The sequence below is a fragment of the Saccharopolyspora mangrovi genome, from assembly GCF_035320975.1.
Classification (GTDB): domain Bacteria; phylum Actinomycetota; class Actinomycetes; order Mycobacteriales; family Pseudonocardiaceae; genus Saccharopolyspora; species Saccharopolyspora mangrovi.
Genome location: NZ_JAWLNX010000012.1, coordinates 175,178 through 199,076, shown reverse-complemented (window position 1 = coordinate 199,076; position 23,899 = coordinate 175,178). Strand labels below are relative to the sequence as shown.

The window sequence follows — 23,899 nt, the reverse complement described above, 5'->3', positions numbered from 1 at the left end:
CTGGTCCCACTTGGTGTCCCACGCCAGCCGCGAGGCCTGCTCGGCCCAGAACGCCTCACGATCGGCATCGGCCTGGCCGTACAGCGCCGACGTGGCGTTGGCCTGCGCCGCGAAATCCTCAGACGGCGGGAATGACCTGCTTTCCGTGAGCAGGTTGTCGAGCGTGTTGCTCTGCCCGTCGGGCTGGCTCATTGCCCAGAACCTCCCTGGAGATGTGAATGCAGTGCTAGGAGGAACCGTAGTGCGATCTCGCTCACTGCAACAGAGGTTTCGCTTTATTGGTTCAGACCAATCGGTCGCAACGGACTGGATCCATACCGTCACTGTCCGGTTCCGCATTGGATCCGGTGCGTTGTCCTGCGGTAACGCTGGGTTCAACGCGTGCAACCCGTTCGCAACTGTGTCACAACTCGCATGCGGGCCGCTCGCTGGGGTTTCCAGCTCGGGCCGGTAGCGTCTGCACCCGTGAACGACAAGCCCTCGCTGGCACCGCTGCTGGAACTCGACGGGGTCACCGACGCCGTGGCCGCCGCTCGCGCCGCCATCGACGAGGTGCACCGGCACCCGGCCAACCGGCGCGGCTGGCCGGCCACGGCCGCCGAAGCCTCGGTGCGCGCGGCTCGCGCCTCCGCCGCGGTCGCCGGCGGTGCCGCCGAGATCCCCGAATCCGGTGAGGTCAGCGACCCGCTGCTGGCCGGTTCGCTGCGCGTCGCCGAAGCGATGGGCACCCTGCTGCCCACCTGGCAGCGCGCGCCCCGCCAGGCGCTGGCGCGGATGCACGTGCTCGCCGCCAGCGATCTCGTCGACGATCCCGAGCAGCTCGGCCGCCCGCAGACCGATCCGGTGATCTCCGAACGGCTGGACCTGCTCAGCGAGATCATCGCCGAGCCCAAGGCGCACGGCGCCGGTCCCGTGCTGGCCGCCGTCGTGCACGGCGAACTGCTCGCGCTGACCCCGTTCGGCCAGGCCGACGGCGTCATCGCCCGCGCCGCCGCCCGGCTCGCCGTCATCGGCAGCGGCCTGGACCCGAAGGGCCTGGTCGTGCCGGAGGTCGCCTACTTCCGCAGGCAGGAGGACTACGCCGAGCGCGCGCTGGGCTTCGCCACCGGTGACCCCGAGGCGGTCGCGGCCTGGGTAGTCTACTGCTGCTCGGCGCTGGAGACCGGTGCTCGCGAGGCGGCCTCGATCGCCGACGCGGTGCAGGAGGGATGACGGTGAAGAAGGTCCTGATCGACTGCGACCCGGGCATCGACGACGCGCTGGCCCTCGCGCTGGCGCACGGCGACCCGCGGCTGGAGGTCGTGGGCATCACCGCCGTCGGCGGCAACGTGCCCCTGGAGTTCACCACCGAGAACTCGCTGCGGCTGCGCGACTTCTACGGCATGACCGCGCCGGTGGCGCGCGGTGCCGGGCGACCGCTGGAGCGCGAGGGCATCAACGCCGGGAACGTGCACGGCGTGATGGGCCTGGGCGAGGTCGTGCTGCCCGAGACCGCCGCCGAGCTGGACCCCCGGCACGCGGTGGACCTGATCATCGACACGCTGGCCGCGGCGCCGGGCGAGATCAGCCTGGTCGCCACGGGTCCGCTGACCAACATCGCGCTCGCGGTCCGCAAGGAACCGCGGATCGTGGAGTGGGCAGCCGAGTTCGTGATCATGGGCGGCGCCTACACGCGCGGCAACCGGACCCCGGCGGCCGAGTTCAACATCATGACCGACCCGGAGGCCGCCGCCGTGGTGTTCGAGGCCGGCTGGACGACGGTCATGATCGGGCTCGACCTGACCCACCAGGCCCGGGCGAACGCCGAGGTCCGCAGGCGGTTCGAGGGGCTCGGCAGGCTCGAGGCCGAGCTGCTCACGCCGTGCCTGGACTTCTACGGCCGGTTCCCCGACTACCAGGAGCTCGGCCCCGCCATCCACGACGCCTGCGCGATCGCGCACCTGATCGACCCGACGCTGATGGACGCCGTTCCCGCGCGCGTGGACGTCGAGACCCAGGGCCGCTACACCTCCGGCATGACGGTCACCGACTTCAAGGCACCGCCCGAGACCCGCAACGCCCTGGTCCCGACCACCCTGGACCAGGCCCGCTTCTGGGACCTCATGACCGAGGCCTTCACCGTCATCGCCAGGTCGATGGCCTGACCGCTCCGGCCCGGGATGAACGCGATCCCGCGTCCATCCCGTCGCGGGCGGAGGTCAGCGCTGCAGGGTGCGGAGGGCGTCGCGGACCTGGCCGTCGGCCACCGCGAGGGCCGCTGCGGAGCGCTCGACGTCGGCGCCGGAGAGCAGGTGGACCAGGGCCGTCTTGAGGTCCTCGCCCGCCGCGGTCAGCGCGTCCGAGCACGTCTCCTCGGAGGCGCCGGTGGCCTCTTGCAGGATGTTGATCGTGCGTCCGCGCAGCTTGGCGTTGGTCGCCAGCATGCTGACCATGAAGTTCGAGTAGACCCGGCCCAGCTTGATCATCACCGCCGTCGAGAACGAGGTGAGCACCAGCTTCTGCGCGGTTCCGGCCTTCATCCGGGTCGACCCGCTGATCGGCTCCGGGCCGGTGTCGGGCGCGATGACCACGTCGGCCGGGACATCACCGGGGTTCGGGTTCGAGGTCAGCAGCGCGGTGCTCGCGCCGATCTCCTTCGCGGCGGCCAGCGCGGAGATCACGTACGGGGTGCGGCCGGAGGCGGCCAGGCCGAACACCAAGTCCTTGTCCGAGCCCTGGGCGCGGATCTCGCGAGCACCCGCGTCCTCGTCGTCCTCGGCGTTCTCCACCGCGTGCTGGTAAGCCGCGGGCCCGCCCGCCTGGTGCGCGATGAACCAGTCCGGCGGTGCGTTGAACGTCGGGATCAGCTCGGCGGCGTCGAGCACGGCCAGCCGCCCCGACGTCCCCGCGCCGACGTAGTGCACCCGGCCGCCGGACCGCAGCGCCGCCACCGCGAGGTCGACGGCCTCCGCCAGCTCCGGCAGCACCCGTCCGACGGCTTCGGGCACCGTGCGGTCCTCGCTGTTGAGCAGCTGCAGGACGTCCAGCGTCGGCAGCAGGTCGATGTCGCGGGTGTTGGGGTTGGTCTGCTCGGTCGGCGAAGCGACGCGGATCGCGTGATCCCGGCTCAATTCATGCCTCCTGATTCGGTTGTTCGAGGCCGGCCGTGGAGAGCGCGGAGCATCACGCCTCTTTGTGCCGGCGCCGATCGGGGCGACTGCCGAGACGGTGTCCGGAGACCGCCTGGCGCGTCGCTTCCAGCGCCGTTCTGGTCTGCTCCAGGTGCCGCTGGGCGACACCGATGAACAAGCAGTCGATCACGGTCAGCTGCCCGATCCGGCTGGCCATCGCGCCGGACCGGTAGGTCGTCTCGCGCACCGCCGTGGTCAGCACGTGGTGGGTGACCTCGGTGATCGGGGAGCGGGCGAAGTTGGTGATCGCTCCGGTGGTGGCGCCGTGCCGCTTGGCCTCGCGCAGCGCCTCCACGGTCTCGGTGGTGGCGCCGGTGTGCGAGATGCCGATCGCGACGTCGCCGGGTTCGAGCACCGCGGCGGAGGTCAGCGCGTTGTGGGTGTCCGACCAGGCGAAGCTGACCAGCCCGATGCGGTGCAGCTTCTGCTGCAGGTCGAGGGCGACGAAGGCGCTGGCGCCGACGCCGTAGACGTCGATGCGCCGCGCGGTGGCCACGGCGTCGACCAGCGCGTTCAGCGAGGTCGGGTCGAGCTGGCCCGCGGTTTCCTCGACGGCCTTGGCGTCGGCGTAGCCGACCTTGGAGATGATCTCGCCGATGCCGTCGTCCGGGCCGATGTCGCCGCCGAGCTCCCGGTCGCGGGTCGAGGTGCGCGCGGTGTCGGCTGCCAGGGCGATGCGCAGGTCGGGATATCCTCCGACGCCGATCGCCTTGCAGAATCGCGTGACGGTCGTTTCGCTGGTGCCGGCGGCTTCGGCGACCTCGGTGATGCTGCGGCGCGAGATCGAGGCCGGGTCGGCGAGCACGATGTTGGCCACGCGCTGCTCGGCCCGCGCGAGTCCGGGCAGCAGCGAGCGAATCGTGACGAGGGGGCTGCCCTCGCCTGATTCAGCGGGAATTTCCGTAGTGGCCATGTGGGAAACTTACTAACCGTTTCTTGTGCAGGTCAATGCGTCTCTTCCAGTGTCCGTCGTGTAGACGGTCCGTCCGTGTTTCCAGGTTGCACGACCGACGCGAAGTTCGGTGAGGACCAACTACCCGGTCACCCGAGATCGACATGTCCACCTCCTACGGTGCGTGCCCGTCGCGCGTTTTTGTCATCTGACAGAAACACGCCTCTCCGGCACCGGAAACATCGGCCGCGGACACTTCCGGGCGCACGCGTGTTCGGCCGAGGAGGGACTTGATGGTCGTCGATTCACCGCGCAAGAACTCGTCGCAAGACCAGGCGGTGCGGGAGACGCTGGAGGACTACACCCTCCGCTTCGCCCCGCGCAGCTACCGGCGCTGGAAGCCCGGCGTGGTGGCCACGACGGCGCTGGGCGGCATCGCCTACCTCGCCGACTTCTCCATCGGCGCGGGCATCGGCCTGAGCTACGGCACGCTCAACGCGCTGGTCGCGATCCTGGTCGCCGCGCTGATCATCTTCGTGACCGGCGTGCCGCTGGCCTACTACGGCGCCCGCTACAACATCGACCTCGACCTGATCACCCGAGGCGCCGGGTTCGGCTACTACGGCTCGGTGCTGACCAGCGTGATCTTCGGCAGCTTCACCTTCATCTTCTTCGCCACCGAGGGCGCGATCATGGCCCAGGGCCTGCACGCCGGCCTCGGCGTGCCGCTGTGGCTGGGCTACCTGATCACCACGCTGGTCGTGGTTCCGCTGGTCATCTACGGGATGAAGGCGCTCAGCAAGCTGCAGGTGTGGACGACTCCGCTGTGGCTGCTGCTGATGGTCGGCCCGATCGGCTACCTGGTGGTCGTCGACCCGGATTCGGTGAGCCGCTGGCTGGCCTTCGCCGGTGAGGAGGGCGGCGGGCTCAGCGCCGCGTCGGTCATGCTCGGCGCGGGCGTGGCGCTGTCGCTCATGGCGCAGATCGGCGAGCAGATCGACTACCTGCGCTTCATGCCGCCGCGCACCGAGTCCAACAAGCGCACCTGGTGGCTGTCGACGCTGGTCGCGGGCCCGGGCTGGGTCGTGTTCGGCGCGGTCAAGCAGGCCACCGGCGCGTTCCTGGCGTTCTTCATCATGGGTGCGGCCGGGGCGGCGGCGACCGAGCCGGTGCAGCAGTTCATGGGCATCTACGAGCTGTTCATGCCGCTGTGGCTGGCGATCCCGCTGGCCGTGGTGCTGGTGGTGCTCAGCCAGGTCAAGATCAACGTCACCAACGCCTACTCCGGCTCGCTGACCTGGACGAACTCGTTCACGCGGGTCACCAAGCGCTACCCGGGCCGGATCGTGTTCGTGCTGGCGAACCTGGCGGTCGCGCTGATCCTGATGGAGGCGAACATGTTCGCCTTCCTGAACTCGGTGCTGAGCTTCTACGCCAACTGCGCGATCGCGTGGGTGTGCACGGTGGCCGCCGACATCATGATCAACAAGTTCGCGCTGAAGATCTCGCCGAAGGAGCCGGAGTTCCGGCGCGGCATGCTGCACGCCGTCAACCCGGTGGGCGTCACGGCCTTCCTGGCCTCGGCGATCATCTCGATCGCGATGTACTTCGGGGCCTTCGGCGCGGCGATCCAGCCGTACTCGCCGATCGCCGCCGTGGTGATCGCCGTGGTCCTGACGCCGGTGATGGCGATCGCGACCGGCGGCCGGTACTACCTGCGCCGCAGCGACGACGGCATCGCCGAGCCCCGCTTCGACGCGGCAGGAACCCCGGTCGCGACCGCCTACACCTGCGACTACTGCGCGCAGGAGTTCGAGCGGCCCGACGTGCTGGCCAGCGCGGAGGAGGGCAAGATCATCTGCTCGCTGTGCGTGACCACCGACAAGACCGGGACGCTGGTGCTCCCGGCGTCCTGATCGGTGGAAATACCGGGAAGAGGTTCAGCGGGGGACCGGGGTCCAGCCCTGCAGGTGCAGCCGGGTGGAGTCGCGCTCGGAGTCCAGGAGCGTGCGGTCGTCGTCGGTGGCCTTCAGGCCGTCGACGTTCACCCCTCGGCCCTCGTACTGGGCGTCGGTGTTGTACCGCCAGCGCAGCTGGACCTTCTCGCCCGGCCCGGACGGGACCTCGCCGTTGACCTTCCACCAGGCCCGGTGCCCGGAACCCGCCAGCGCCTGCTGCGGGCCCTCCGGCGCACCGGGACCGGACGCCGTCAGCGGCACCGGCCGCCAGTTCACCCCGTCCGAGCTGGACTCGACGGTGAGCGCATCGGTGCCGTCGGCGTCCCGCTGGGTGTCGACGAACGCGTCGAACGACACCTTCAGCGGACCCCCGGCCGGACCCAGCGGATCGGTGGTCAGCGTCGCGCCCTGCGGCGCGTGGAACGACTCCCGGCCCTGGCGCGGGAACACCGCCAGCGCGCGGGCCATGCCCTGCGCGAGGGCCTGGCGGGCGCGGTTGTTGGACCCCCACTCGCGCGACGGGTGCACCCGGTTGGTCAGCAGCACCGCCACCGACCGCGACGCCGGGTCGATGACCAGCGACGTCCCGGTGTAGCCGGTGTGCCCGGCGGTGCGCGGGGCGCTGAGCCCGGCCATGTACCAGCGCTGGTCGAGCTCGAAGCCCAAACCGTGCGCGTTGCCCGGGAACTCGGCGTTGAAGTCGGTGAGCATCTTCTCGACCGTGCGCTCCGACAGGATCCGGGTGCCGCCGTAGGCCCCGCCGTTGAGCAGCGCCTGCCCGAGCTTCGCCAGGTCGTCGGCGGTGGAGAACACCCCGGCCTGACCGGCGACACCGCCCAGCGACCAGGCGTTCTCGTCGTGCACCTGGCCGCGCACCATGCCCCGCGGCGGGTCGGCCTGGAACTCGGTGGCCGCGATGCGGTCCAGCTTCGACGCCGGCGGGTTGTAGCCGGTGTCGGACATGCCCAGCGGCTTGGTGATCCACTCCTGGACGACCTGGTCCAGCGGGTGCCCGGTGACGCGCTCGACCAGCACGCCGAGCGTGATCATGTTCGGGTCGGAGTACTCGTAGTTCGTGCCCGGCGGGTGCTCCGGGGTCAGCGCCATGACCGACGGGATGCGCTGCTCCGGCGGCAGCTTCCACAGCTGCACCTCGGCCTGCAGCCCGGAGGTGTGGGTGAGCAGCTGCTCGACGGTGATGTCCTGCTTGCCGTTGGCCGCGAACTCCGGCAGGTGCTGGGCGACCGGGTCGTTCAGCGAGATCTCGCCGTCGTCGACGAGCTGCAGCGCGGTGATCGAGGTGAACAGCTTGCTGATCGAGGCGACGTCGAAGATCGTGTCGGTCCGCATCGGCTCCTGGTCCTGCGCGGGCAGCTCGGTGCCCTTGCCGTCGGCGTAGCGCAGTTCCTTGCCCGCGGCGGTGCGGCTGACGACCACGCCGTCGTGCGCGAGCAGCCCCACGGCACCGGCGTACATCGGATGTTGCAGGTCAGGAGTCTTCTCGGTCCAGGCGGCCAGCTGCCGCCACGCGTCGTCGATCGGCTCCGGGTCGAGCCCGATGCCCGAGGGGGTGCCGTCCTGCAGCAGCGTCTCGGCGGGCGCGAAGCCGTCCTGCGGACGGTCGAAGTGCCCGGCCGCGCGCCCCGGGGCCGCCACGGCGGACCCGCTCAACGCGGTCAGCGACAGCAGCGCCACGGCCGCCAGCACGGTCTTGCCCATCGAGCCCCCTCAGCGGTACAGCAGGTACGGATCGCGCTGCCGGCGGAAGTCGACGACGTCCTGCCGCCAGGAATCGGTGATCTCGCCAACGCCGGCGCCCGCGTCCACCATGCCGCGCAGCCTGTCGGAGCCGGACAACTTGTCGACCATTCCATCCTCGCGCCAAGCGAACAGCTGGGGAAAGAGCCGTCGGGCTGTGACCAACATCGCAACCGCCACTTCGATCGGGTCGAGATCACCCGTGCGGTGCAGCTGCACGCCCCCGCAGGGCTGCTGGGCGTGCTTGGAGAACGTCGGCACGAAGTAGGTCTCGCGGAAGCGAACGCCCTCCAGCGAGAGCTTGTTCAGCTCCTCCGCCCACTTCCAGTCGATGCCCGGAGCCCCGATGATCTCGAACGGCCGGGTCGTGCCGCGCCCCTCGGACCACGTCGTGCCCTCGAACAGCCCGGTCCCCGGGTACACCGCCGCGGTGTCGGGGGTGGGCATGTTCGGGCTCGGCGGAACCCACGGCAGCCCGGTGTCAGCGGTGCGGCCGGCCCACCCCTCGACCCTGATCACGTTGAGCTCCGGCAGCGGAGCGGGCAGGTAGGTGCGGTCGAACATCCGGGCCAGCTCGCCGACGGTCATGCCGTGCTGCTGCACGATCGGCAGCTCGCCGACGCCGGAGGCGAACCTCGGGTCCAGCTTCGGCCCGGCCACCAGCGGCCCCACCGGGTTCGGCCGGTCCAGCACGACGAACCCGAGGCCGAGCTGCTGGGCGGCCTGCATCGCGGTGTACATCGTCCAGATGTAGGTGTAGAAGCGGGTGCCGACGTCGGCGATGTCGAAGACGACCTGCTCGACGCCCGCCTTGCGGAACAGCTCGGCGAGCTTCGCGGCGTCCGCGCCGTAGGCGTCGTAGACCGGCAACCCGGTTCGCGGATCGCGGTAGTCGCCCTCCGACCCGCCCGCCTGCGAGGTGCCCCGGAACCCGTGCTCGGGCCCGAACACCGCCGCGATGTCGACCGCGCCGCTCGCGTGCATCACGTCCACCAGGTGATCGAGGGTGGACAGCACGCCGGTCGGGTTGGTGACGACGCCGAGCTTGCGGCCGGCGAGGTCAGAGAAGTCCCGCCCGGCCAGCACGTCCGCGCCGGTGCGCACCTGCCCGGGAGCGATCTGCGCCGGTTTGGCCGCGCAGGCCGAACTGGAGGCCACGCCGACGGCCGGGACCGCCAGCGCCGAGGCGGTCAGGAAGCGCCGCCTTCCGATTGAGCTCATGTCGTTCACCAGGCCAGACCGAAGCCGAAGGGATACCTGTCCGCACCAGGCTTACCAGGGTCGGGGACCGGGACCGGCAGCTTGCCGGCCGGGGTGGTCTCGCCGAAGAGGACCTTGGCGACCGACTCCATCGCCACCGGCTTGTCCGAGTAGCTGGCGATCCAGGCCGGAACGTCGACGTGACCGGCGTCGTAGGGATCGCGGGTGGCGACCGCGATCACCGGCTTGCCGGTCTGCTGCAGCGCGCGCACCAGGTCCAGTTGCCCCGCGTTGTCCGGGTTCCAGGCGGCGTTGGTGAGCACCACCGCGACGTCGTGCGCCTCGGCCTGCTCGACGGCCTGGTTGATCTGCTCCGGCGTCGGCTTGGTGCCGGTGGCCAGCGCCGAGCTCTGCGGCCCGCGCGCCCGCACCGAGTTCGACAGCGCCTCGGTGCCCTTCTCGCTCGCGCCGGTGACGAACACCTTGCCCGGGGACTTCAGCGGCAGCGCGGCCTCGTTGCGCAGCAGCGTCGTGGTGCGGTCGGTGATCCGCTGGGCGTCGGCGAGGTGCTGCTCGTTGCCGACGAACGAATCGACCCGGGACACGTCGACGAACGGGTTGGCCAGCACGCCGCGGCCCTCCTTGAGCTTGAGCACCCGCGACACGCTCTCGTCGATGCGCTGCTCGGTGAGCCGCCCGTCGCGGACGGCGGCGATCACGCCGTCGATGGCGACCTGCAGGTTCTGCGGCATCAGCATCACGTCCGCACCGGCCTGCAGCGCCAGCACCGGGATCTCGGAGTCCGGGTGCTGCTGGCGGACGCCCTCCATCTGCAGCGAGTCGGTGAACACCACGCCCTGGTAGCCGAGCTCCTTCCGCAGCATCCCCGTCAGCACGTTCGGCGCGAGCGTGGCGGGTTGCCCGGAGTCGTCGAGCTTGGGGACCACGATGTGCGCGCTCATCACCGAATCCGTGCCGGCCGCGATGGCTTCCTTGAACGGCGGCGCGTCCAACTGCTCCCACTGCTGGCGGTCGTGCTCGATGACCGGCAGCGCCGTGTGGCTGTCGGTGTTGGTGTCGCCGTGCCCGGGGAAGTGCTTCACCGAGGCCGACACGCCCTCGCCCGCGGGTTGTGCGTCCTCGTAACCGCGCACCTGGGCGGCGGTGAACTGGGCCGCCAGCGCCGGATCGGAGGAGAACGAGCGGACGCCGATCACCGGGTTCTCCGGGTTGACGTTGACGTCACCGCTCGGCGCGAAGTTCATGTTCAGGCCCATCGCCCGCAGCTCCTGGCCGGTGATCGCCGCGGACCGCTCGGCGTCCTGCGGGTTGCGCCCCGCCCCGAGCGCCATGTTTCCGGGCAGCTGGGTGACCGGTTCGGTGATCCGCGTGATCTGCCCCTGCTCCTGATCGGTGGAGATCAGCAGCGGCACTTGCGCGCCGGAACCGGTCGCGGCGGTCTGCAACCCGTTGGACAGCTCGGCGATCTGCTTCGGGTCGTAGAGGCTGTTGGACCAGGTGAAGTGGATGATCCCGCCGAGGTGGTACTTCTGCACCACCTGCGCCGGGGTGTCGACGCCGAACTCCTCCCGGTTCACGGGATCCGGCGTGTCGGCGGTGCGGCCGTAGGCGTAGGTGACGAACAGCTGGCCGACCTTCTCCTCCAGCGTCATCTCCCGGAGCAACTCGTCGGCGGTCTGGGCGCGGGGTTCCAGGGCGCTTCCGGTGGTGGTCAGCGCGGTGGCGCCGACGGCCAGTGCGCTCAACGCGATCAGCGCACGTCGAGTTCGGGTACGCAACGCCACATCGGCCTCCAACCGGAGAACTGTTCACCACAAATCATTGGAAGTAGGAAATTACTCACCTGGAATGTGGAGGTCAATGTTCGAGATGGATCGAGTGGCGACCACCGTCAGGCAAGCGAGGAAGTCGCTTTTTCTTTACCCCCACCTAGGGCGCTGGCACCGCCGCGGGTTCTGAGCGGCTTCGTGGCGAGCACGCCGTGACGCCGTGTGTTGGCATACACAAGTCGCGGCGCGCGGAGTCCACGAAGCCGCTCCAGGTTCCGCTTCTGGCACCGCTGAGCAACGTGACCACGGAGTCTTGTCCCTACGGCGAAACCCACCGACCAACCGAGTCGTCTCGCCGAACGAGAGCCACCGAGCAACCCCACAAGAACAAAAAGGAGCGGCGCCCGTGTTGGGCGCCGCCCCCTCGCGCGAGGTCCTGGGTTACCAAGCGTGCTGTTCGTCGTAACTTGTGGGCTAGGCGTCCGGCGTCCCGGTACGCAACCCTGTGCACGACAGCCTTATCTGCGGCGACGCGTGGGTGCTCCAAGTCTCGCGCGCGGAGCCTGAGAGGGGTGGACGCTACTTCTCCTCCGTAACGTCCCTGGCCAAACAGGGTCCGCACTTCCCTTTGTAGACCGTGATGCCCGTCACTGCAAGGGTTCTTCGGGGCGAACCGGGGCGTGGTTCACCGGGGTCTCAGGTCACCTGCGGCGACGCCACGTGCGGATGCCCCACCAGGTGGCGCCGGCGGCCGCCACGGCGCCCAGCCCGACGCCTGCCGCGGTGACCGCGGCGCGCGAGGGGGTGGGGATGCGGGCGCGCAGCGAGACGGGGTGCTCGAAGGCCAGCGAGGGCCATCCGCGCTGGACGGCCTCCTTGCGCAGGCCGCGATCGGGGTTGACGACGGTGGGGTGGCCGACGGCTTCGAGCAGCGGCATGTCGGTGACGGAGTCGGAGTAGGCGTAGGACTCGCTGAGGTCGTAGTCGTACTTGTCGGCGAGTTCCCTGGCGGCGACGGCCTTGTTCTCGGCGGAGCAGTAGAAGTCGACCTCGCCGGTGTAGCGGTCTTCGGAGACGACCATGCGGGTGCCGGACCAGTGGTCGGCGCCGAGGAGCTTGGCGATGGGCGCGACGACCTCCTGCCCGGAGGCCGACAGCACGACGATCTCGTGGCCCTGGTCCTGGTGGTCGGCGATGAGCTGGGTGGCTTCCTTGTAGACCAGCGGGTCGACGATGTCGTGGAGGGTTTCCTCGACGATGGCGTTGACCTGCTCGATGTCCCAGCCGGTGCACAACGACGTGATGTGGGCGCGCATCCGGTCCATCTGGTCGGCGTCGGCGCCGGCGAGCATGAAGACGAACTGCGCGTAGGCGCTCTTGAGCACCGCTCGGCGGTTGATCAGCCCTTCTTGGAAGAACGGGCGGCTGAAGGCGAGCGTGCTCGACTTGGCGATGATGGTCTTGTCCAGGTCGAAGAACGCGGCCACCCGGCGTCCGGAAGCAGCGGCGGGGTTCGCGGGCTCAGTCACGCCGACAGCATACGAGCCGTGCGGTTGCGGCATTTCCAGGCGGCTTTCGCGCCTGTCGCGGGGTGCTGGTGCCGCCGCCCGGGGAGGGCTCGATGGGAGCGCGATTTTTCACGCACCGTGTGGTGGCCGGAAGGTTGCTCGCCGCTGTGATGGATTTATTGCCACGATTGAATGGATCCGAGCAAGTTATCGGGCACTGAGAGCAAAGACGTTCCCTCAAATGGACGGGAGGCATCACTGGGGATCTGCGGGCTACAGTGTTGGGAGTCCGGCATGACCGGACCAGTTCAGCTCGACCCCCCGGAGCTGAACTACGACGGCCCCCGCCCCTCCCCCCTGGCGGGGGTCGTCTCGTACGCGCATGCTCCCACCTGCGCGAAGTTCGTGCTCGCGCAACAGTTTCCAGGTGAGGGAAATGTGAGTTCCCTTCATTTATTTTGCGGACCTCGTGCAACTCTTTCGAGTTAGATGAGTTGTCCACAGCGAGGGGGTTCATCCACAGATTTCAGAAATCGCTTGGCAGTCGACGGGCATCGGGTCACTTTGGATAACGAGCGGCCATTCGCGGCACCACGCTCCTTCTTCCGGTCGATCCGGAAGTGGTTCTCCTCCGAAAAGTCCTGATCTTGGGAGTTCGCCATGTTCGCCGCCGCACGATCGCCCGCTCCGGACACCGCTCGCCCGCTGCTGGTGGTGCGCGAGGCCGAGCTCGCCGAGGAGGTCTCCCGGCTCGCCGCCGCCTCCGGGAGCGAGCTCGAACGCGCCCCACGACTGCTGCCGACCGCCTGGCGGACCGCCCCGCTGGTGCTGCTCGACGAGCCCACCGCCGAGGCCTGCGCCGCACGCGGTCTGCCGCGCAGACGCGGCGTCGCGCTGCTGTGCCGGGCGCCCGGAGAGCGGTTGTGGCGGACCGCCTTCGACATCGGCGCCGAGCGGGTGCTGACCCTGCCCACCGACGAGCACGAGCTGATCGAGCTGCTCGCCGACGCCGTCGACGCACCGTCCGGCGGAGGACGGGTGCTGGCGGTGCTCGGCGGATGCGGCGGCGCGGGCGCGTCGGCGCTGGCCACCGCGGCCTCGGTGATCGCCGCCCGCTCCGGCGGCCGGTCGCTGCTGGTGGACTGCGATCCGCTCGGCGGCGGCCTGGACCTCGCGGTCGGGCTCGAACGCGAAGAAGGCCTGCGCTGGTCCGGGCTCTCGGTCGGCACCGGCCGGCTCGGCGCCGCGACCTTGCGCCAAGCGCTGCCGAAGAAGCGCGTCGGACCGGGCGAACTCGCCGTGCTGGCCTGCGACCGGGACCGCTCCCCGCGCGGGCTGACCCCCGAGGGCGTGCGCGCGGTGCTCGGCGCGGGCCGCCGGTCGGGCGCGACAGTGGTGTGCGACCTGCCGCGCTGCCCGGCCCCGGTGGACGGTCCGGTGCTCGGTGACGCCGAGCTGGCCGTCGTCGTGGTTCCCGCCGAGGTGCGGGCCTGCGCAGCGGCCGCCCGGGTCGTCTCCTCGGTGGCCGAACGCGCCGGATGCCCGGTGCGGCTGGTGGTTCGCGGGCCGTCGCCGGGCGGCTTGCGGCCAGGCGACGTGGCGAGGGCCGCAGGGGCGCCCGTGCTCGCCACGATGCGACCACAACCGCGCCTGGCCGCCGCCGTCGACCGAGGCGATCTCGCCTCCGCCTTGCACCACCGGAGCCCGCTGGCCACCGCAGCGGGCGCCGTGCTCACCGAACTCGCCGCGGCGGAGCTGCCGGCCCGGCGCTGAACCCCCGCTGATCCGAGGCCGATCCTGGTCGATCGGCCATGCCGTCCTGCCGTTTTCCGGCCGGGGAAGGGAAGGCCCGTCATGTCCGTGGACCGAGAACTGCTGGCGCGCGTGCGAAACCGGCTGGTGGCCAGCGGTTCGGCGCTGAGCCCCACCGCTGTCGCCGAAGCGGTGCGGGCCGAGTCCGACGGTCTGGTCGCCGACGCCGACGTGCTCGCCGCGCTGCGCCTCGTGCAGCAGGAGTTCGCCGGCGCGGGAGTGCTGGAGCCGTTGCTCGACGACCCGGAGACCTGCGACGTGCTGGTCACCGCGCCGGAGAAGGTGTGGGTCGACCGCGGCGACGGCCTGCGTCCAGCGCGGGTGCGCTTCCCCGACGAGGACTCGGTGCGCCGGCTCGCGCAACGCCTCGCGATGTCCACCGGGCGGCGGCTCGACGACGCGCAACCGTGGGTCGACGCCTGGCTGACGCAACGCGGTTCGCGCGCCGTCCGGTTGCACGCCGTGCTGCCGCCGGTCGCCGGCGACGGGACCTGCATCTCGCTGCGCGTGCTGCGCCCTGCCGCGCACGACCTCGCCGCGCTGCGCCGAGCCGGAACCTTCGACCAGCGGATCTCCGCCGTGCTGCGCGAGATCGTGGCCCGCCGCCTCGCGTTCCTGATCACCGGCGGCACCGGCAGCGGCAAGACGACGCTGCTGGCGGCGATGCTCGGCGAGGTCGGGGACCACGAGCGGATCGTCTGCGTCGAGGAGGCCGCCGAACTGCGTCCCCGGCATCCGCACGTGGTGCGGTTGCTGACCCGGCCGCCGAACGTCGAGGGCGCCGGGGAGGTCGGCGTGCGCGAACTCGTGCGGCAGGCGTTGCGCATGCGCCCGGACCGGTTGGTCGTCGGTGAGGTGCGCGGCGCCGAGGTGCGCGAGCTGCTGTCCGCGCTCAACACCGGGCACGACGGGGGCGGCGGCACGCTGCACGCCAACTCGCCGCGCGAGGTCCCGGCGCGGATGGAGGCGCTCGCCGCGCTCGGCGGTCTGTCCCGCGACGCCCTGCACAGCCAGCTCGCCGCGGCCGTCCAGGTCGTGCTGCAGGTGCGCCGCAGGCGCCTCGCCGCGATCGGCGTGCTGCACCGGGTGGGGGAGCAGGTGACCGTCCGGCCGGCGTGGGAAGCCGAAACCGGTTGGGGCGTGGGGCGGAACGATCTCGCGGAGCTGATCGAGTCCAGGGGAGGTGCGTTGCCGTGCTGATCACCAGTGCCCTGCTCGCCGCGGCCGGCCTGCTGTGCTGGCCGCCGGCCACCACGCGCCACCGGCTGCCCGGTCTCCCGCGCCCGCCGCTGCGACTGTCGAACCCGAAACGCCTGCTGCCGCTGGCAACGGGACTCGCCGGGTGGGTGTTCGCAGGTCCAGCAGGCCTTTGCGCGGCGATGGCGCTGACCCTGCTCGCAGGTCGGCAGCTCCGCGAGCGCCGCGGAGAGCAGCGCGCACTCGCGCTGCACGCGGAGTTCGCCGAGGCGCTGCGGCTGCTCGTGACGCAACTGCGGGCGGGCGCGCACCCGGCCGGGGCGGCCGAGGGCGCGGCAGTCGAAGCGGGTCCGCAGGTCGCCGGGCTCTTCCGGGACCTGGCGGCCACCGCCCGGCTCGGCGGCGACGTCTCGGCGCTCGCCGGGCGACCACGCGCGCCGGTGGAGCGGCTGACCCGGGCCTGGGAGCTGGCCGAGCGGCACGGCGTCGCGCTCGCGGAACTGCTGGACTCGCTGCGCCGCGACGTCGAGCGCCGCACCGCGTTCCGGCGCGAGGTCGCGGCGAAGATGGCCGGTCCCCGCGCCACGGCGGGCGTGCTCACCGGGCTCCCGGTGCTGGGGCTGGCCTTCGGGCAGGCGGCCGGCGCTTCGCCGTTCGCGGTGTTCGGCAGCGGCCCGGCCGGTCAACTGCTGCTGCTCCTCGGCGTCGCGCTGCTGATCGCCGGAGTGCTGTGGAGCTCGCGGCTGACGAGGTCGGTGGTGCGCTCATGAGCCAGGTGTTCGCGCTGCTGAGCGCGGCTGCGGCGGTGCTGCTGATCCCGGTGCCGTCGACCCGTCACCGGGTGCACCGGCCCCGCCCGCGCGCAGCGGCGAAACCCCGGCCGAAGCGGGAGGAGCGGGCTGACCCGCTGGCGCTCGCCGCCGGGTGGGACCTGCTGGCGGCGGGGATGCGGGCCGGGCTGCCGGTGCCGGTGATCGTGCGAGCGGTGGCCGTCGAGGTCGGCGGTGGCGCGCGGCGAACCCTGCACGAGGTCGCCGACCACCTCGACCTCGGCTCGGACGCCGCGACCGCGTGGGAACCCGCGCTGCGCGACCCCGGCACCGCAGAACTCGCCCGCGCAGCGAGGAGAACAGCGCGCACCGGCAGCGCGCTCGCCGAGGTGGCGGCCGACATAGCCGAGCGCGCCAGGTCGCGCAGCTCCGAACTCGCGGAGGCGCGGTCCCAGCGCGGTGCCGTGTGGATCTCGGCGCCGCTGGGGCTGTGCTTCCTGCCCGCGTTCCTGTGCCTGGGCGTGCTGCCGGTCGTGCTCGGCATGCTCGAACGACTCCCGATAAATCCACTGTAGACGGAGGAGCTGAAGATGCGGAACCTGATCCGGCGGCTGCAAGCCGCGCTGACCGGCGACGACGGCATGTCCACGGCGGAGTACGCGGTCGGCACGCTCGCCGCCGTGGCCTTCGCGACCACCCTGTACGCGGTGGTGACCAGCGGCTCCGTCGAGGAGGCGCTCACCGAACTCGTCCGGCGCGCCCTGCAGGGAGCCGGTGCGTGAACGACCGGGGTTCGGTGACCGTCGAGGCGGCGGTCGGCCTCTGCGCGCTGGTCGCGGTGTTCGGGCTACTGCTGCTCGGCGCCGCTGCGGTGCTGGGCCAGCTGCGCTGCCAGGACGCCGCCGTCGAGGCCGCCCGCCTGCTCGCCCGGGGTGACGCGCCCCGGGCGGAGCAGGCGGTGCGCACCATCGCGCCGGTGGGCGCCCGCTACGAGCGCACAACGAGCGGCGATCAGGTCGAGGTGCGGGTGAGCGCGCACTGGCTTCACGCCGAGGCCGTCGCCGTCCTCGAACCGGGGGAGGGACGATGAACGACCGGGGTTCGGCGACCGTGCTGGCCGCGGTGCTGTCGCTGGTCGTGCTGGTCCTGCTGTGGTGGCTGGTCCAGCTCGGCGCCGCGACCGTCGCCCGGCACCGGGCCGAGGGCGCCGCCGACCTCGCCGCGCTGGCGGCGGCGTCCCACGCGATCGGTGGACGGGAACTCGCCTGCGCGCAGGCCGGACGGGTGACCAGCGGGATGCGGGCGGAGCTCGTCGCCTGCACGCTGACCGGACGAGAGGTCCGGGTCGAGGTCACCGGGGAGCTGCCGGGCCTGCTAGCCGGTCGGCGACCGCCCAGCGCACGAGCGCGGGCCGGACCCCTGGCGGGCTGAGCCGCGCGTATTACGCCGGGCGTACGACGAGCGGTCGGCGAACGGTCCGGTGGGCAGGGGAGCGGTCGGCGCGGAGTCACCAGCGGAGTTCCGCGCTGATATTGATCTTTCAGTGCGTGTGTTGAACCTTTCACGTTCGTCGCCGCCGAACGACCGGTCGTCGCAAGGGGGCTGTACGCCCCGGTGCCGGATGACGTTTCTTTGAATGTGTGAGCGGCGAGCCCGGGTTCGCCACGAACCGAGGTCCACCTGACAAGGAGGTCAGGGGATCGGCCGGAACCCCGAAATCCGGCCGGTCGACCTCAGGGGCGCACGAGTCCGCTCACCGCTGAACAAGGAGGCGGAGCACATGCAATGGTCTGCGGAGAGGTGGCAGAGCGCCTTCCGCGGCGTCCCGGCCCACCCGGCCGGGCTGACCAGCAGCCGGATCGACCTGCGCGTGCAGGCAATCGACTTCGCGTCGCGTGGTTGGTCGGTGTTGCCCGGAACGTTTCCCCGAGATGACGAGTGGCACGGCCGCCGCGGCAGGCAGCTGCACGGTCCGACCCCGGCCCACGCCGACTGGGAGGACCGCCTGGGGGCTGACCTGTCCGAGGTCATGTCCTGGTGGGACGAGCAGCCCTACAACCTGCTGCTCGCCACCGGGCACCAGGTCGAGGCCATCGAGGTCGACACCGCGATCGGCAGGCGAGCGGCCAAGGCGCTGCGGGCCGGCGGATTCCCGGTGCCGATCGTGGCGACCCCGACCGGCAGCTGGTTCTTCCTGATGGCCCCTGGGGGTCGGCTCAACGACGAGCTGGCCGAGGAACGCGGAATCCGCTTGCACGGCAAGGGGAGCTGGGTCCCGCTGCCGCCATCGGCCTACCCCGGCGGCGCGGTGCACTGGCGGGTCAAGCCCGAGGTGTGCGCCTGGCAGCTGCCCAGCCCGGAGTTCGTCCAGGACGCGCTCCGGACCGCACTGGAAATCGATGACCAACCGGAGAACGTGGCGGAACTTCTCGCAGCGAGCAGGTGATCCTGTGCGGCCGTGACGCACCGAACGGTCCGGTTTTCCGCGCCCAGGGCTCCCCGGCCCGACCGGTCACGAGATTCCCGCGAGCACGCACCAGCCAGACGTGCTCATCGTGCCTGGTCGGGTAGCCCACCCGGACCGCCGGTGTTGCCCCGAAGCACGGCCGACACCGCGTCGAGAACAGCCACCGCCCCTGCCTTGTCCAGCGGTTCGTTGCCATTCCCGCACTTCGGTGACTGAACGCAGGACGGGCATCCGGCCGGGCAGTCGCAGGAAGCGATCGCTTCCCGCGTCGCGACCAGCCAGGGGACCAATGCGGCGAAACCGCGATCGGCGAATCCGGCCCCTCCCGGATGGCCGTCATGCACGAACACCGTTGCCTCCCCGGTGTCTGCATGCAGCGCGGTTGAGACCCCGCCGATGTCCCATCGATCGCAGGTCGCGAACAGCGGTAGCAGGCCGATCGCCGCGTGCTCGGCAGCATGCAGCGCGCCGGGGATGCGCGCCGGTTCCAGCCCGGCGCCCCCCGGCGCGCTGCTCATCAACAGCTCCTGGCTCACCGTGTACCAGACGGCTCGGGTGCGCAGCGTCTGCGCGGGCAGGTCGAGCGGGACCTGGTCCAGCACCTCGCCCGTGGGTCGTTTCCGCAGGTAGCCGATGACCTGCGAGGTCACCTCCACCTCGCCGAGGTGCACCGTGACCCCGGCTCCGGTGTCGCTGCTGGAGATGGTCCGCAGCACGGAGATGTCCACGTCGTTGCGCGGTGAGGTCGTCCAGTCCGGGCTCTCCTCGTGGACCAGCGTGATCGCGGCGTCCAGGTCGAGTTCGTCGACCACGAACGACTCGCCCCGGTGCAGGTACACCGCGCCCGGGTGCACCGTGGAGCACGCCGAATCCGGGTCGACCGTGCCGAGCATCCGCCCGGATTCGCCCTCCACCACGGCGATCGGAGGCCCGCCGGAGCCGCGCAGCTCGACGTTGCGGTGCGGGCGTTCCCGCTCGGTCCAGAACCAGCCGTGCGGACGCCGTCGCAGCACGCCGTCGGCGGTCAGCGCCTCCACCGCGCGGTGCGCGGCTTCGCCGCCGAAGATCTCGAAGGACTCCTCGGTCAGCGGCAGCTCGGCCGCCGCGCAGACCAGGTGCGGCTCCAGCACGTACGGGTTGGCCGGATCGAGCACGGTGGCCTCCACCGGTCGGGACAGCACCGCGGGCGGGTGGTGCACCAGGTAGGTGTCCAGCGGGTCGTCGCGCGCCACGAACACCACCAGCGCGCCGTCCCCGTCCCGACCGGCGCGACCGGCCTGCTGCCAGAACGACGCGAGCGTGCCCGGGTATCCGGCGACGACCACGGCGTCCAGTCCGGAGATGTCCACCCCGAGCTCCAGCGCGTTGGTGGTGGCCACGGCGCGCAGTTCCCCGGTCAGCAGCGAACGTTCCAGCTCCCGGCGGTCCTCCGGCAGGTATCCGCCGCGGTAGGCGGCGACCCGGTCGGGCAGCGAGGAGTCCACTTCGGACAGAGCGCGTCGCGCGGCGAGCGCAGCGAGCTCGACGCCGCGCCGGGAGCGGATGAAGGCCAGCGTGCGGGCGTCCTCGATGACCAGCTCGGTCAGGATCCGCGCGGCCTCGGACCCGGCGTTGCGGCGCACCGGAGCGCCGTTCTCGCCGACCAGGTCGTCCAGCAGCGGCGGTTCCCAGAGCGCGACGGTGCGCGCACCGCGCGGCGAACCGTCCTCGGTGATCGCGCGGCAGCGCACCCCGGTCAGCCGTTCGGCGAGCTCGGCCGGGTCCGAGACGGTGGCCGAGGCCAGCACGAACACCGGGTCCGAGCCGTAGCGGTTGGCGATCCGGCGGAGCCTGCGCAGCAGCAGCGCGACGTGCGAGCCGAACACGCCCCGGTAGGTGTGGCACTCGTCGATCACGACGTGGGTCAGCCGCCGGAAGAAGTGCGCCCAGCGCCCGTGCGCGGGCAGCACGCCGAAGTGCAGCATGTCGGGGTTGGTGAAGATCCACCGGCCGTGCTGGCGGACCCAGTCCCGCTCGACCTGCGGGGTGTCGCCGTCGTAGCTCACCGCGCGGATCTCCCCGAGCTCCAGCTCGGAGATGCTGCGCAGCTGGTCGGCGGCCAGCGCCTTGGTCGGGGAGAGGTACAGCGCGGTGGCCTTGGGGTCGCTGAGCAGCTGGGAGATCACCGGCAGCTGGTAGACCAGCGACTTCCCGGAGGCGGTGCCGGTGGCCACGACGACGTTCTCGCCGTCCTGCACGGCCTCGGCGCCCTCGACCTGGTGGATCCACGGTTCGTCCGCGCCGCGGGCCTGGAACGCTTCGACGAGCCGGGGCGGTGCCCACTTCGGCCAGTCGGAGGTCTGGGCGGGCCGGGCCGACCGGTGCTCGACGTGCGTCACGGGCGACTCGTCGGCCGGGATCCCGGCGAGGACGCGGCCGAGCAGCCGCTGTCCCTTGTCCTCCTCGCGCACGTGTTCAGCCTTGCACAAACCTGATCCGCACCCGCACAGGTGTTCCCCTCGCGAGTCGGCACGAGGCCGCGGATCCCGCACGAGATCTGCGTCCGCTTTCACGCCTTCGGGGCAATTCCAGACCGTGTTCCGCCCTGACGGAGGGGTCCCTGCGGATCACGGGGCGACACGCCATACCTCATGTCACCCGTTCGGTCCAAATTGAAATATGTCCGAACAGGGGATCAAGTGGCCCTCTGGATCGATTATTCGGTAACAGATCTGCACGTCGACACGAGTTGCGTATCACACCGTGAGGTAAGCCACTCGTGGTCTGAATAGACTCCCGACCCACGACGTCGCCACGGACGGCCAGCGAACGAACACGGGCCGTACCGGGCGGGGCCGCCCACCGCGCATCGGGGCCCGGTTAGAGCGTGTCGGGGCCTCCGGTGTGAGAACCGAGCACAACCCAGGAGGACGGATGTCCCTGCTCACCCCGGTCCAGCACGGCTGGGCCCAGGGCGCTGCACCACCGAGCTCGCAAACCCGGATGGACCTCACCCAGCAAGCCACCGGCATCGAGCTCGCAGGCATCGACTACGGAGTGGTCGGTGCCGTCATGGTCATCGCTCTGGCAGCACTGGCCTTCGGCTACGTCCTGATCAAGGAGGTGCTCGCCGCAGGGCAGGGCACCGCGAAGATGCAGGACATCGCCAAGGCCGTGCAGGAAGGAGCGTCGGCCTACCTGAACCGGCAGTTCCGCACCTTGGCGATCTTCGCGGTCGCGGTGTTCCTGGTGCTGTTCGCGCTGCCCGCGGAGACCATCGGCGAGCGCATCGGCCGATCGGTGTTCTTCCTGTTCGGCGCCGCGTTCTCGGCCGCCATCGGCTACCTTGGCATGTGGCTGTCCACCCGCGCGAACGTGCGCGTGGCCGCCGCCGCCCGCGAGCCGGGCGAGGGGCGCGAGAAGGCGATGCGCGTGGCGTTCCGCACCGGCGGTGTGGTCGGCATGATGACCGTCGGCCTCGGCCTGTTCGGTGCCGCGCTGGTGGTGCTGGTCTACGCGGGCGGGGCGCCGCGCGTGCTGGAGGGCTTCGGCTTCGGCGCCGCGCTGCTGGCGATGTTCATGCGAGTCGGCGGCGGCATCTTCACCAAGGCGGCCGACGTGGGTGCCGACCTGGTCGGCAAGGTCGAGCAGAACATCCCCGAGGACGACCCCCGCAACGCCGCGACCATCGCCGACAACGTCGGCGACAACGTGGGTGACTGCGCGGGCATGGCGGCCGACCTGTTCGAGTCCTACGCGGTGACGCTGGTCGCCTCGCTGATCCTGGGCACCGCGGCCTTCGGCGCGCACGGGCTGCTGTTCCCGCTGATCGTGCCGGCCATCGGCGTGCTCACCGCGGTCATCGGCGTCTACATCACCAAGGCCCGCGCCGGTGAGAGCGCGCTGACCGCGATCAACCGCTCGTTCTACATCTCAGCCGGGATCTCGGCGGTGCTGTGCGCGGTCGCCGCGATGCTGTACCTGCCGAGCACCTTCGCCGAGCTCTCCGGCGTGTCGGAGGAGGTCCGCGCGACTCCGGGCAGCCCGGCGCTGGTGGCGCTGATGGCCGTGATCATCGGCATCCTGCTCGCGGTGGTCATCCTGAAGCTGACCGGCTACTTCACCGCCACCGAGCACCGCCCGGTGCAGGACGTCGGCAAGTCCTCGCTGACCGGTGCCGCCACCGTGATCCTGACCGGTCTGTCGGTCGGTTTCGAGTCCGCCGTCTACACCGCGGCGATCATCGGCGCGGCCGTGTTCGGCGCGTTCCTGCTGTCCGGTTCGCTGCCGGTGGCGCTGTTCGCGATCGCGCTGGCCGGTTGCGGTCTGCTGACCACCGTCGGCGTCATCGTCGCGATGGACACCTTCGGCCCGGTCAGCGACAACGCGCAGGGCATCGCCGAGATGTCCGGTGACGTCGAGGGCGAGGGCGCGAAGATCCTCACCGAGCTCGACGCGGTCGGCAACACCACCAAGGCGATCACCAAGGGCATCGCGATCGCCACGGCGGTGCTGGCGGCGACGGCGCTGTTCGGCTCCTACACCGACGCGATCGGCGCCGCGCTGTCCGACGTGGCGGGCGAGCTGTCCACCTCGGAGTTCTTCGTCTACGCGCCGAACGTCCTGGTGGGCGTGATCATCGGTGCCGCGGTGGTGTTCCTGTTCTCCGGTCTGGCGATCAACGCCGTGTCCCGCGCGGCCGGTGCCGTGGTCTACGAGGTGCGGCGCCAGTTCAAGGACAAGCCGGGGATCATGGACGGCTCGGAGCGCCCGGAGTACGGCCGGGTGGTCGACATCTGCACCCGCGACTCGCTGCGCGAGCTGGCCACGCCCGGCCTGCTGGCGGTGCTGGCGCCGATCGCGGTCGGCTTCGGCCTGGGCGTCGGGCCGCTGGCCGGGTACCTGGCCGGTGCCATCGCCACCGGCACCCTGATGGCCATCTTCCTGGCCAACTCGGGCGGTGCCTGGGACAACTCGAAGAAGCTGGTGGAGGACGGCTACCACGGCGGCAAGGGGTCCGAGGCGCACGCCGCCACGGTCATCGGTGACACCGTGGGTGACCCGTTCAAGGACACCGCCGGTCCGGCGATCAACCCGCTGCTGAAGGTGATGAACCTGGTGTCGGTGCTGATCGCGCCGGCCGTGGTCTACTTCGCCGTCGGTGACGCAGCCAACCCGGCGGTGCGGATCGGCATCGCGGTGGTCGCGCTGGCGGTGATCACCGGTGCCGTGGTGATCTCCAAGCGGCGCTCGACCGCGATCGCGGACGAGCCAGCGGACGACAAGACGATCAACGGCGCTCGCGCCTAGATCGGCCTCGACGATGGGCGTCACCCGGTTCGGGTGGCGCCCATCGCTGTGCGCAGGGGAGTCATCGTGACGGGCGACCCCGGTTTCA

Annotated in this window: 20 protein-coding genes; 12 read left to right on the top strand and 8 right to left on the bottom strand. The window is 71.1% G+C overall.

Annotated features, from left to right (window positions below; all coding sequences use genetic code 11):
• A partial coding sequence (locus R4I43_RS18725; RefSeq protein WP_324266929.1) for an acetyl-coenzyme A synthetase N-terminal domain-containing protein occupies positions 1-192 on the bottom strand: 192 nt, incomplete at its 3' end.
• Positions 193-465: 273 nt separating this feature from the next.
• Between R4I43_RS18725 and R4I43_RS18720 the strand changes: the two genes are divergently transcribed.
• The gene (locus R4I43_RS18720; protein ID WP_324266928.1) at positions 466-1,212 is read left to right on the top strand and encodes a Fic family protein; all 747 of its coding nucleotides are present in this window, start codon (positions 466-468) and stop codon (positions 1,210-1,212) included.
• A 2-nt stretch (positions 1,213-1,214) separates the two neighbouring features.
• Positions 1,215-2,144 (top strand): nucleoside hydrolase, encoded by a 930-nt coding sequence (locus tag R4I43_RS18715; RefSeq protein ID WP_407691269.1) that lies wholly within the window; start codon positions 1,215-1,217, stop codon positions 2,142-2,144.
• Positions 2,145-2,198: 54 nt separating this feature from the next.
• Here R4I43_RS18715 and murQ read toward each other — a convergent pair whose 3' ends face one another.
• Both murQ and R4I43_RS18705 read right to left on the bottom strand, forming a co-directional pair.
• On the bottom strand, positions 2,199-3,110 hold the full coding sequence (murQ, locus tag R4I43_RS18710; RefSeq protein WP_324266926.1) for an N-acetylmuramic acid 6-phosphate etherase: 912 nt from the start codon (positions 3,108-3,110) through the stop codon (positions 2,199-2,201).
• Between the two features lie 52 nt (positions 3,111-3,162).
• Positions 3,163-4,083 carry a MurR/RpiR family transcriptional regulator gene (locus R4I43_RS18705; protein ID WP_324266925.1) on the bottom strand — a complete coding sequence of 307 codons (921 nt, stop codon included), beginning with the start codon at positions 4,081-4,083 and terminating at the stop codon, positions 3,163-3,165.
• 272 nt (positions 4,084-4,355) lie between these two features.
• Here R4I43_RS18705 and R4I43_RS18700 point away from each other — a divergent pair, with 272 nt between their 5' ends.
• Positions 4,356-5,978, top strand: a complete 1,623-nt coding sequence (locus R4I43_RS18700; RefSeq protein ID WP_324266924.1) for a purine-cytosine permease family protein — start codon at positions 4,356-4,358, stop codon at positions 5,976-5,978.
• Positions 5,979-6,002: 24 nt separating this feature from the next.
• Here the strand turns inward: R4I43_RS18700 and R4I43_RS18695 are convergent, their stop codons facing one another.
• The 4 genes from R4I43_RS18695 to R4I43_RS18680 form a co-directional block, all read right to left on the bottom strand.
• Positions 6,003-7,739 carry a serine hydrolase domain-containing protein gene (locus R4I43_RS18695; RefSeq protein ID WP_324266923.1) on the bottom strand — a complete coding sequence of 579 codons (1,737 nt, stop codon included), beginning with the start codon at positions 7,737-7,739 and terminating at the stop codon, positions 6,003-6,005.
• Between the two features lie 9 nt (positions 7,740-7,748).
• Positions 7,749-8,999, bottom strand: a complete 1,251-nt coding sequence (locus R4I43_RS18690) for an exo-beta-N-acetylmuramidase NamZ family protein (protein ID WP_324266922.1) — start codon at positions 8,997-8,999, stop codon at positions 7,749-7,751.
• Between the two features lie 5 nt (positions 9,000-9,004).
• Positions 9,005-10,744 (bottom strand): glycoside hydrolase family 3 protein, encoded by a 1,740-nt coding sequence (locus R4I43_RS18685; protein ID WP_324266921.1) that lies wholly within the window; start codon positions 10,742-10,744, stop codon positions 9,005-9,007.
• 725 nt (positions 10,745-11,469) lie between these two features.
• Positions 11,470-12,330 (bottom strand): HAD-IB family hydrolase, encoded by an 861-nt coding sequence (locus R4I43_RS18680; RefSeq protein WP_407691268.1) that lies wholly within the window; start codon positions 12,328-12,330, stop codon positions 11,470-11,472.
• A gap of 606 nt (positions 12,331-12,936) precedes the next feature.
• Between R4I43_RS18680 and ssd the strand changes: the two genes are divergently transcribed.
• The 8 genes from ssd (at position 12,937) to R4I43_RS18640 (ending at position 18,501) form a co-directional block, all read left to right on the top strand.
• The gene (gene ssd, locus R4I43_RS18675; RefSeq protein ID WP_324266919.1) at positions 12,937-14,049 is read left to right on the top strand and encodes a septum site-determining protein Ssd; all 1,113 of its coding nucleotides are present in this window, start codon (positions 12,937-12,939) and stop codon (positions 14,047-14,049) included.
• Between the two features lie 81 nt (positions 14,050-14,130).
• On the top strand, positions 14,131-15,288 hold the full coding sequence (locus R4I43_RS18670; RefSeq protein ID WP_324266918.1) for a TadA family conjugal transfer-associated ATPase: 1,158 nt from the start codon (positions 14,131-14,133) through the stop codon (positions 15,286-15,288).
• A complete protein-coding gene (locus R4I43_RS18665; protein ID WP_324266917.1) occupies positions 15,282-16,055 on the top strand; it encodes a type II secretion system F family protein in 774 nt (257 codons plus the stop codon). The genes R4I43_RS18670 and R4I43_RS18665 overlap by 7 nt, the downstream gene beginning before the upstream one ends.
• A complete protein-coding gene (locus R4I43_RS18660; protein WP_324266916.1) occupies positions 16,052-16,630 on the top strand; it encodes a type II secretion system F family protein in 579 nt (192 codons plus the stop codon). The genes R4I43_RS18665 and R4I43_RS18660 overlap by 4 nt, the downstream gene beginning before the upstream one ends.
• Before the next feature lie 15 nt (positions 16,631-16,645).
• Positions 16,646-16,837: a DUF4244 domain-containing protein gene (locus R4I43_RS18655; protein WP_324266915.1), complete on the top strand. Its 192-nt coding sequence runs from the start codon at positions 16,646-16,648 to the stop codon at positions 16,835-16,837.
• Entirely contained in the window at positions 16,834-17,145 is a 312-nt protein-coding gene (locus R4I43_RS18650) for a TadE family type IV pilus minor pilin (RefSeq protein WP_324266914.1), read from the top strand. The genes R4I43_RS18655 and R4I43_RS18650 overlap by 4 nt, the downstream gene beginning before the upstream one ends.
• Positions 17,142-17,486 (top strand): Rv3654c family TadE-like protein, encoded by a 345-nt coding sequence (locus R4I43_RS18645; RefSeq protein WP_324266913.1) that lies wholly within the window; start codon positions 17,142-17,144, stop codon positions 17,484-17,486. Before R4I43_RS18650 ends, R4I43_RS18645 begins: the two co-directional genes overlap by 4 nt.
• Positions 17,487-17,835: 349 nt before the next feature.
• A complete protein-coding gene (locus R4I43_RS18640) occupies positions 17,836-18,501 on the top strand; it encodes a bifunctional DNA primase/polymerase (protein ID WP_324266912.1) in 666 nt (221 codons plus the stop codon).
• A 104-nt stretch (positions 18,502-18,605) separates the two neighbouring features.
• Here R4I43_RS18640 and R4I43_RS18635 read toward each other — a convergent pair whose 3' ends face one another.
• On the bottom strand, positions 18,606-20,990 hold the full coding sequence (locus tag R4I43_RS18635; protein ID WP_324266911.1) for a DEAD/DEAH box helicase: 2,385 nt from the start codon (positions 20,988-20,990) through the stop codon (positions 18,606-18,608).
• A 514-nt stretch (positions 20,991-21,504) separates the two neighbouring features.
• Here R4I43_RS18635 and R4I43_RS18630 point away from each other — a divergent pair.
• On the top strand, positions 21,505-23,811 hold the full coding sequence (locus R4I43_RS18630) for a sodium-translocating pyrophosphatase (protein ID WP_324266938.1): 2,307 nt from the start codon (positions 21,505-21,507) through the stop codon (positions 23,809-23,811).
• Positions 23,812-23,899: the final 88 nt, after the last annotated feature.

What these genes read in the sequence shown, in the direction of transcription:
- R4I43_RS18705 (WP_324266925.1), bottom strand. Translation starts at nt 4,083, where the DNA reads ATGGCCACTACGGAAATTCCCGCTGAATCAGGCGAGGGCAGCCCCCTC.
- R4I43_RS18700 (WP_324266924.1), top strand. Translation starts at nt 4,356, where the DNA reads ATGGTCGTCGATTCACCGCGCAAGAACTCGTCGCAAGACCAGGCGGTG.
- R4I43_RS18695 (WP_324266923.1), bottom strand. Translation starts at nt 7,739, where the DNA reads ATGGGCAAGACCGTGCTGGCGGCCGTGGCGCTGCTGTCGCTGACCGCG.
- R4I43_RS18690 (WP_324266922.1), bottom strand. Translation starts at nt 8,999, where the DNA reads ATGAGCTCAATCGGAAGGCGGCGCTTCCTGACCGCCTCGGCGCTGGCG.
- R4I43_RS18680 (WP_407691268.1), bottom strand. Translation starts at nt 12,330, where the DNA reads ATGCCGCAACCGCACGGCTCGTATGCTGTCGGCGTGACTGAGCCCGCG.
- ssd (WP_324266919.1), top strand. Translation starts at nt 12,937, where the DNA reads ATGTTCGCCGCCGCACGATCGCCCGCTCCGGACACCGCTCGCCCGCTG.
- R4I43_RS18670 (WP_324266918.1), top strand. Translation starts at nt 14,131, where the DNA reads ATGTCCGTGGACCGAGAACTGCTGGCGCGCGTGCGAAACCGGCTGGTG.
- R4I43_RS18660 (WP_324266916.1), top strand. Translation starts at nt 16,052, where the DNA reads ATGAGCCAGGTGTTCGCGCTGCTGAGCGCGGCTGCGGCGGTGCTGCTG.
- R4I43_RS18655 (WP_324266915.1), top strand. Translation starts at nt 16,646, where the DNA reads ATGCGGAACCTGATCCGGCGGCTGCAAGCCGCGCTGACCGGCGACGAC.
- R4I43_RS18645 (WP_324266913.1), top strand. Translation starts at nt 17,142, where the DNA reads ATGAACGACCGGGGTTCGGCGACCGTGCTGGCCGCGGTGCTGTCGCTG.
- R4I43_RS18640 (WP_324266912.1), top strand. Translation starts at nt 17,836, where the DNA reads ATGCAATGGTCTGCGGAGAGGTGGCAGAGCGCCTTCCGCGGCGTCCCG.
- R4I43_RS18630 (WP_324266938.1), top strand. Translation starts at nt 21,505, where the DNA reads ATGGACCTCACCCAGCAAGCCACCGGCATCGAGCTCGCAGGCATCGAC.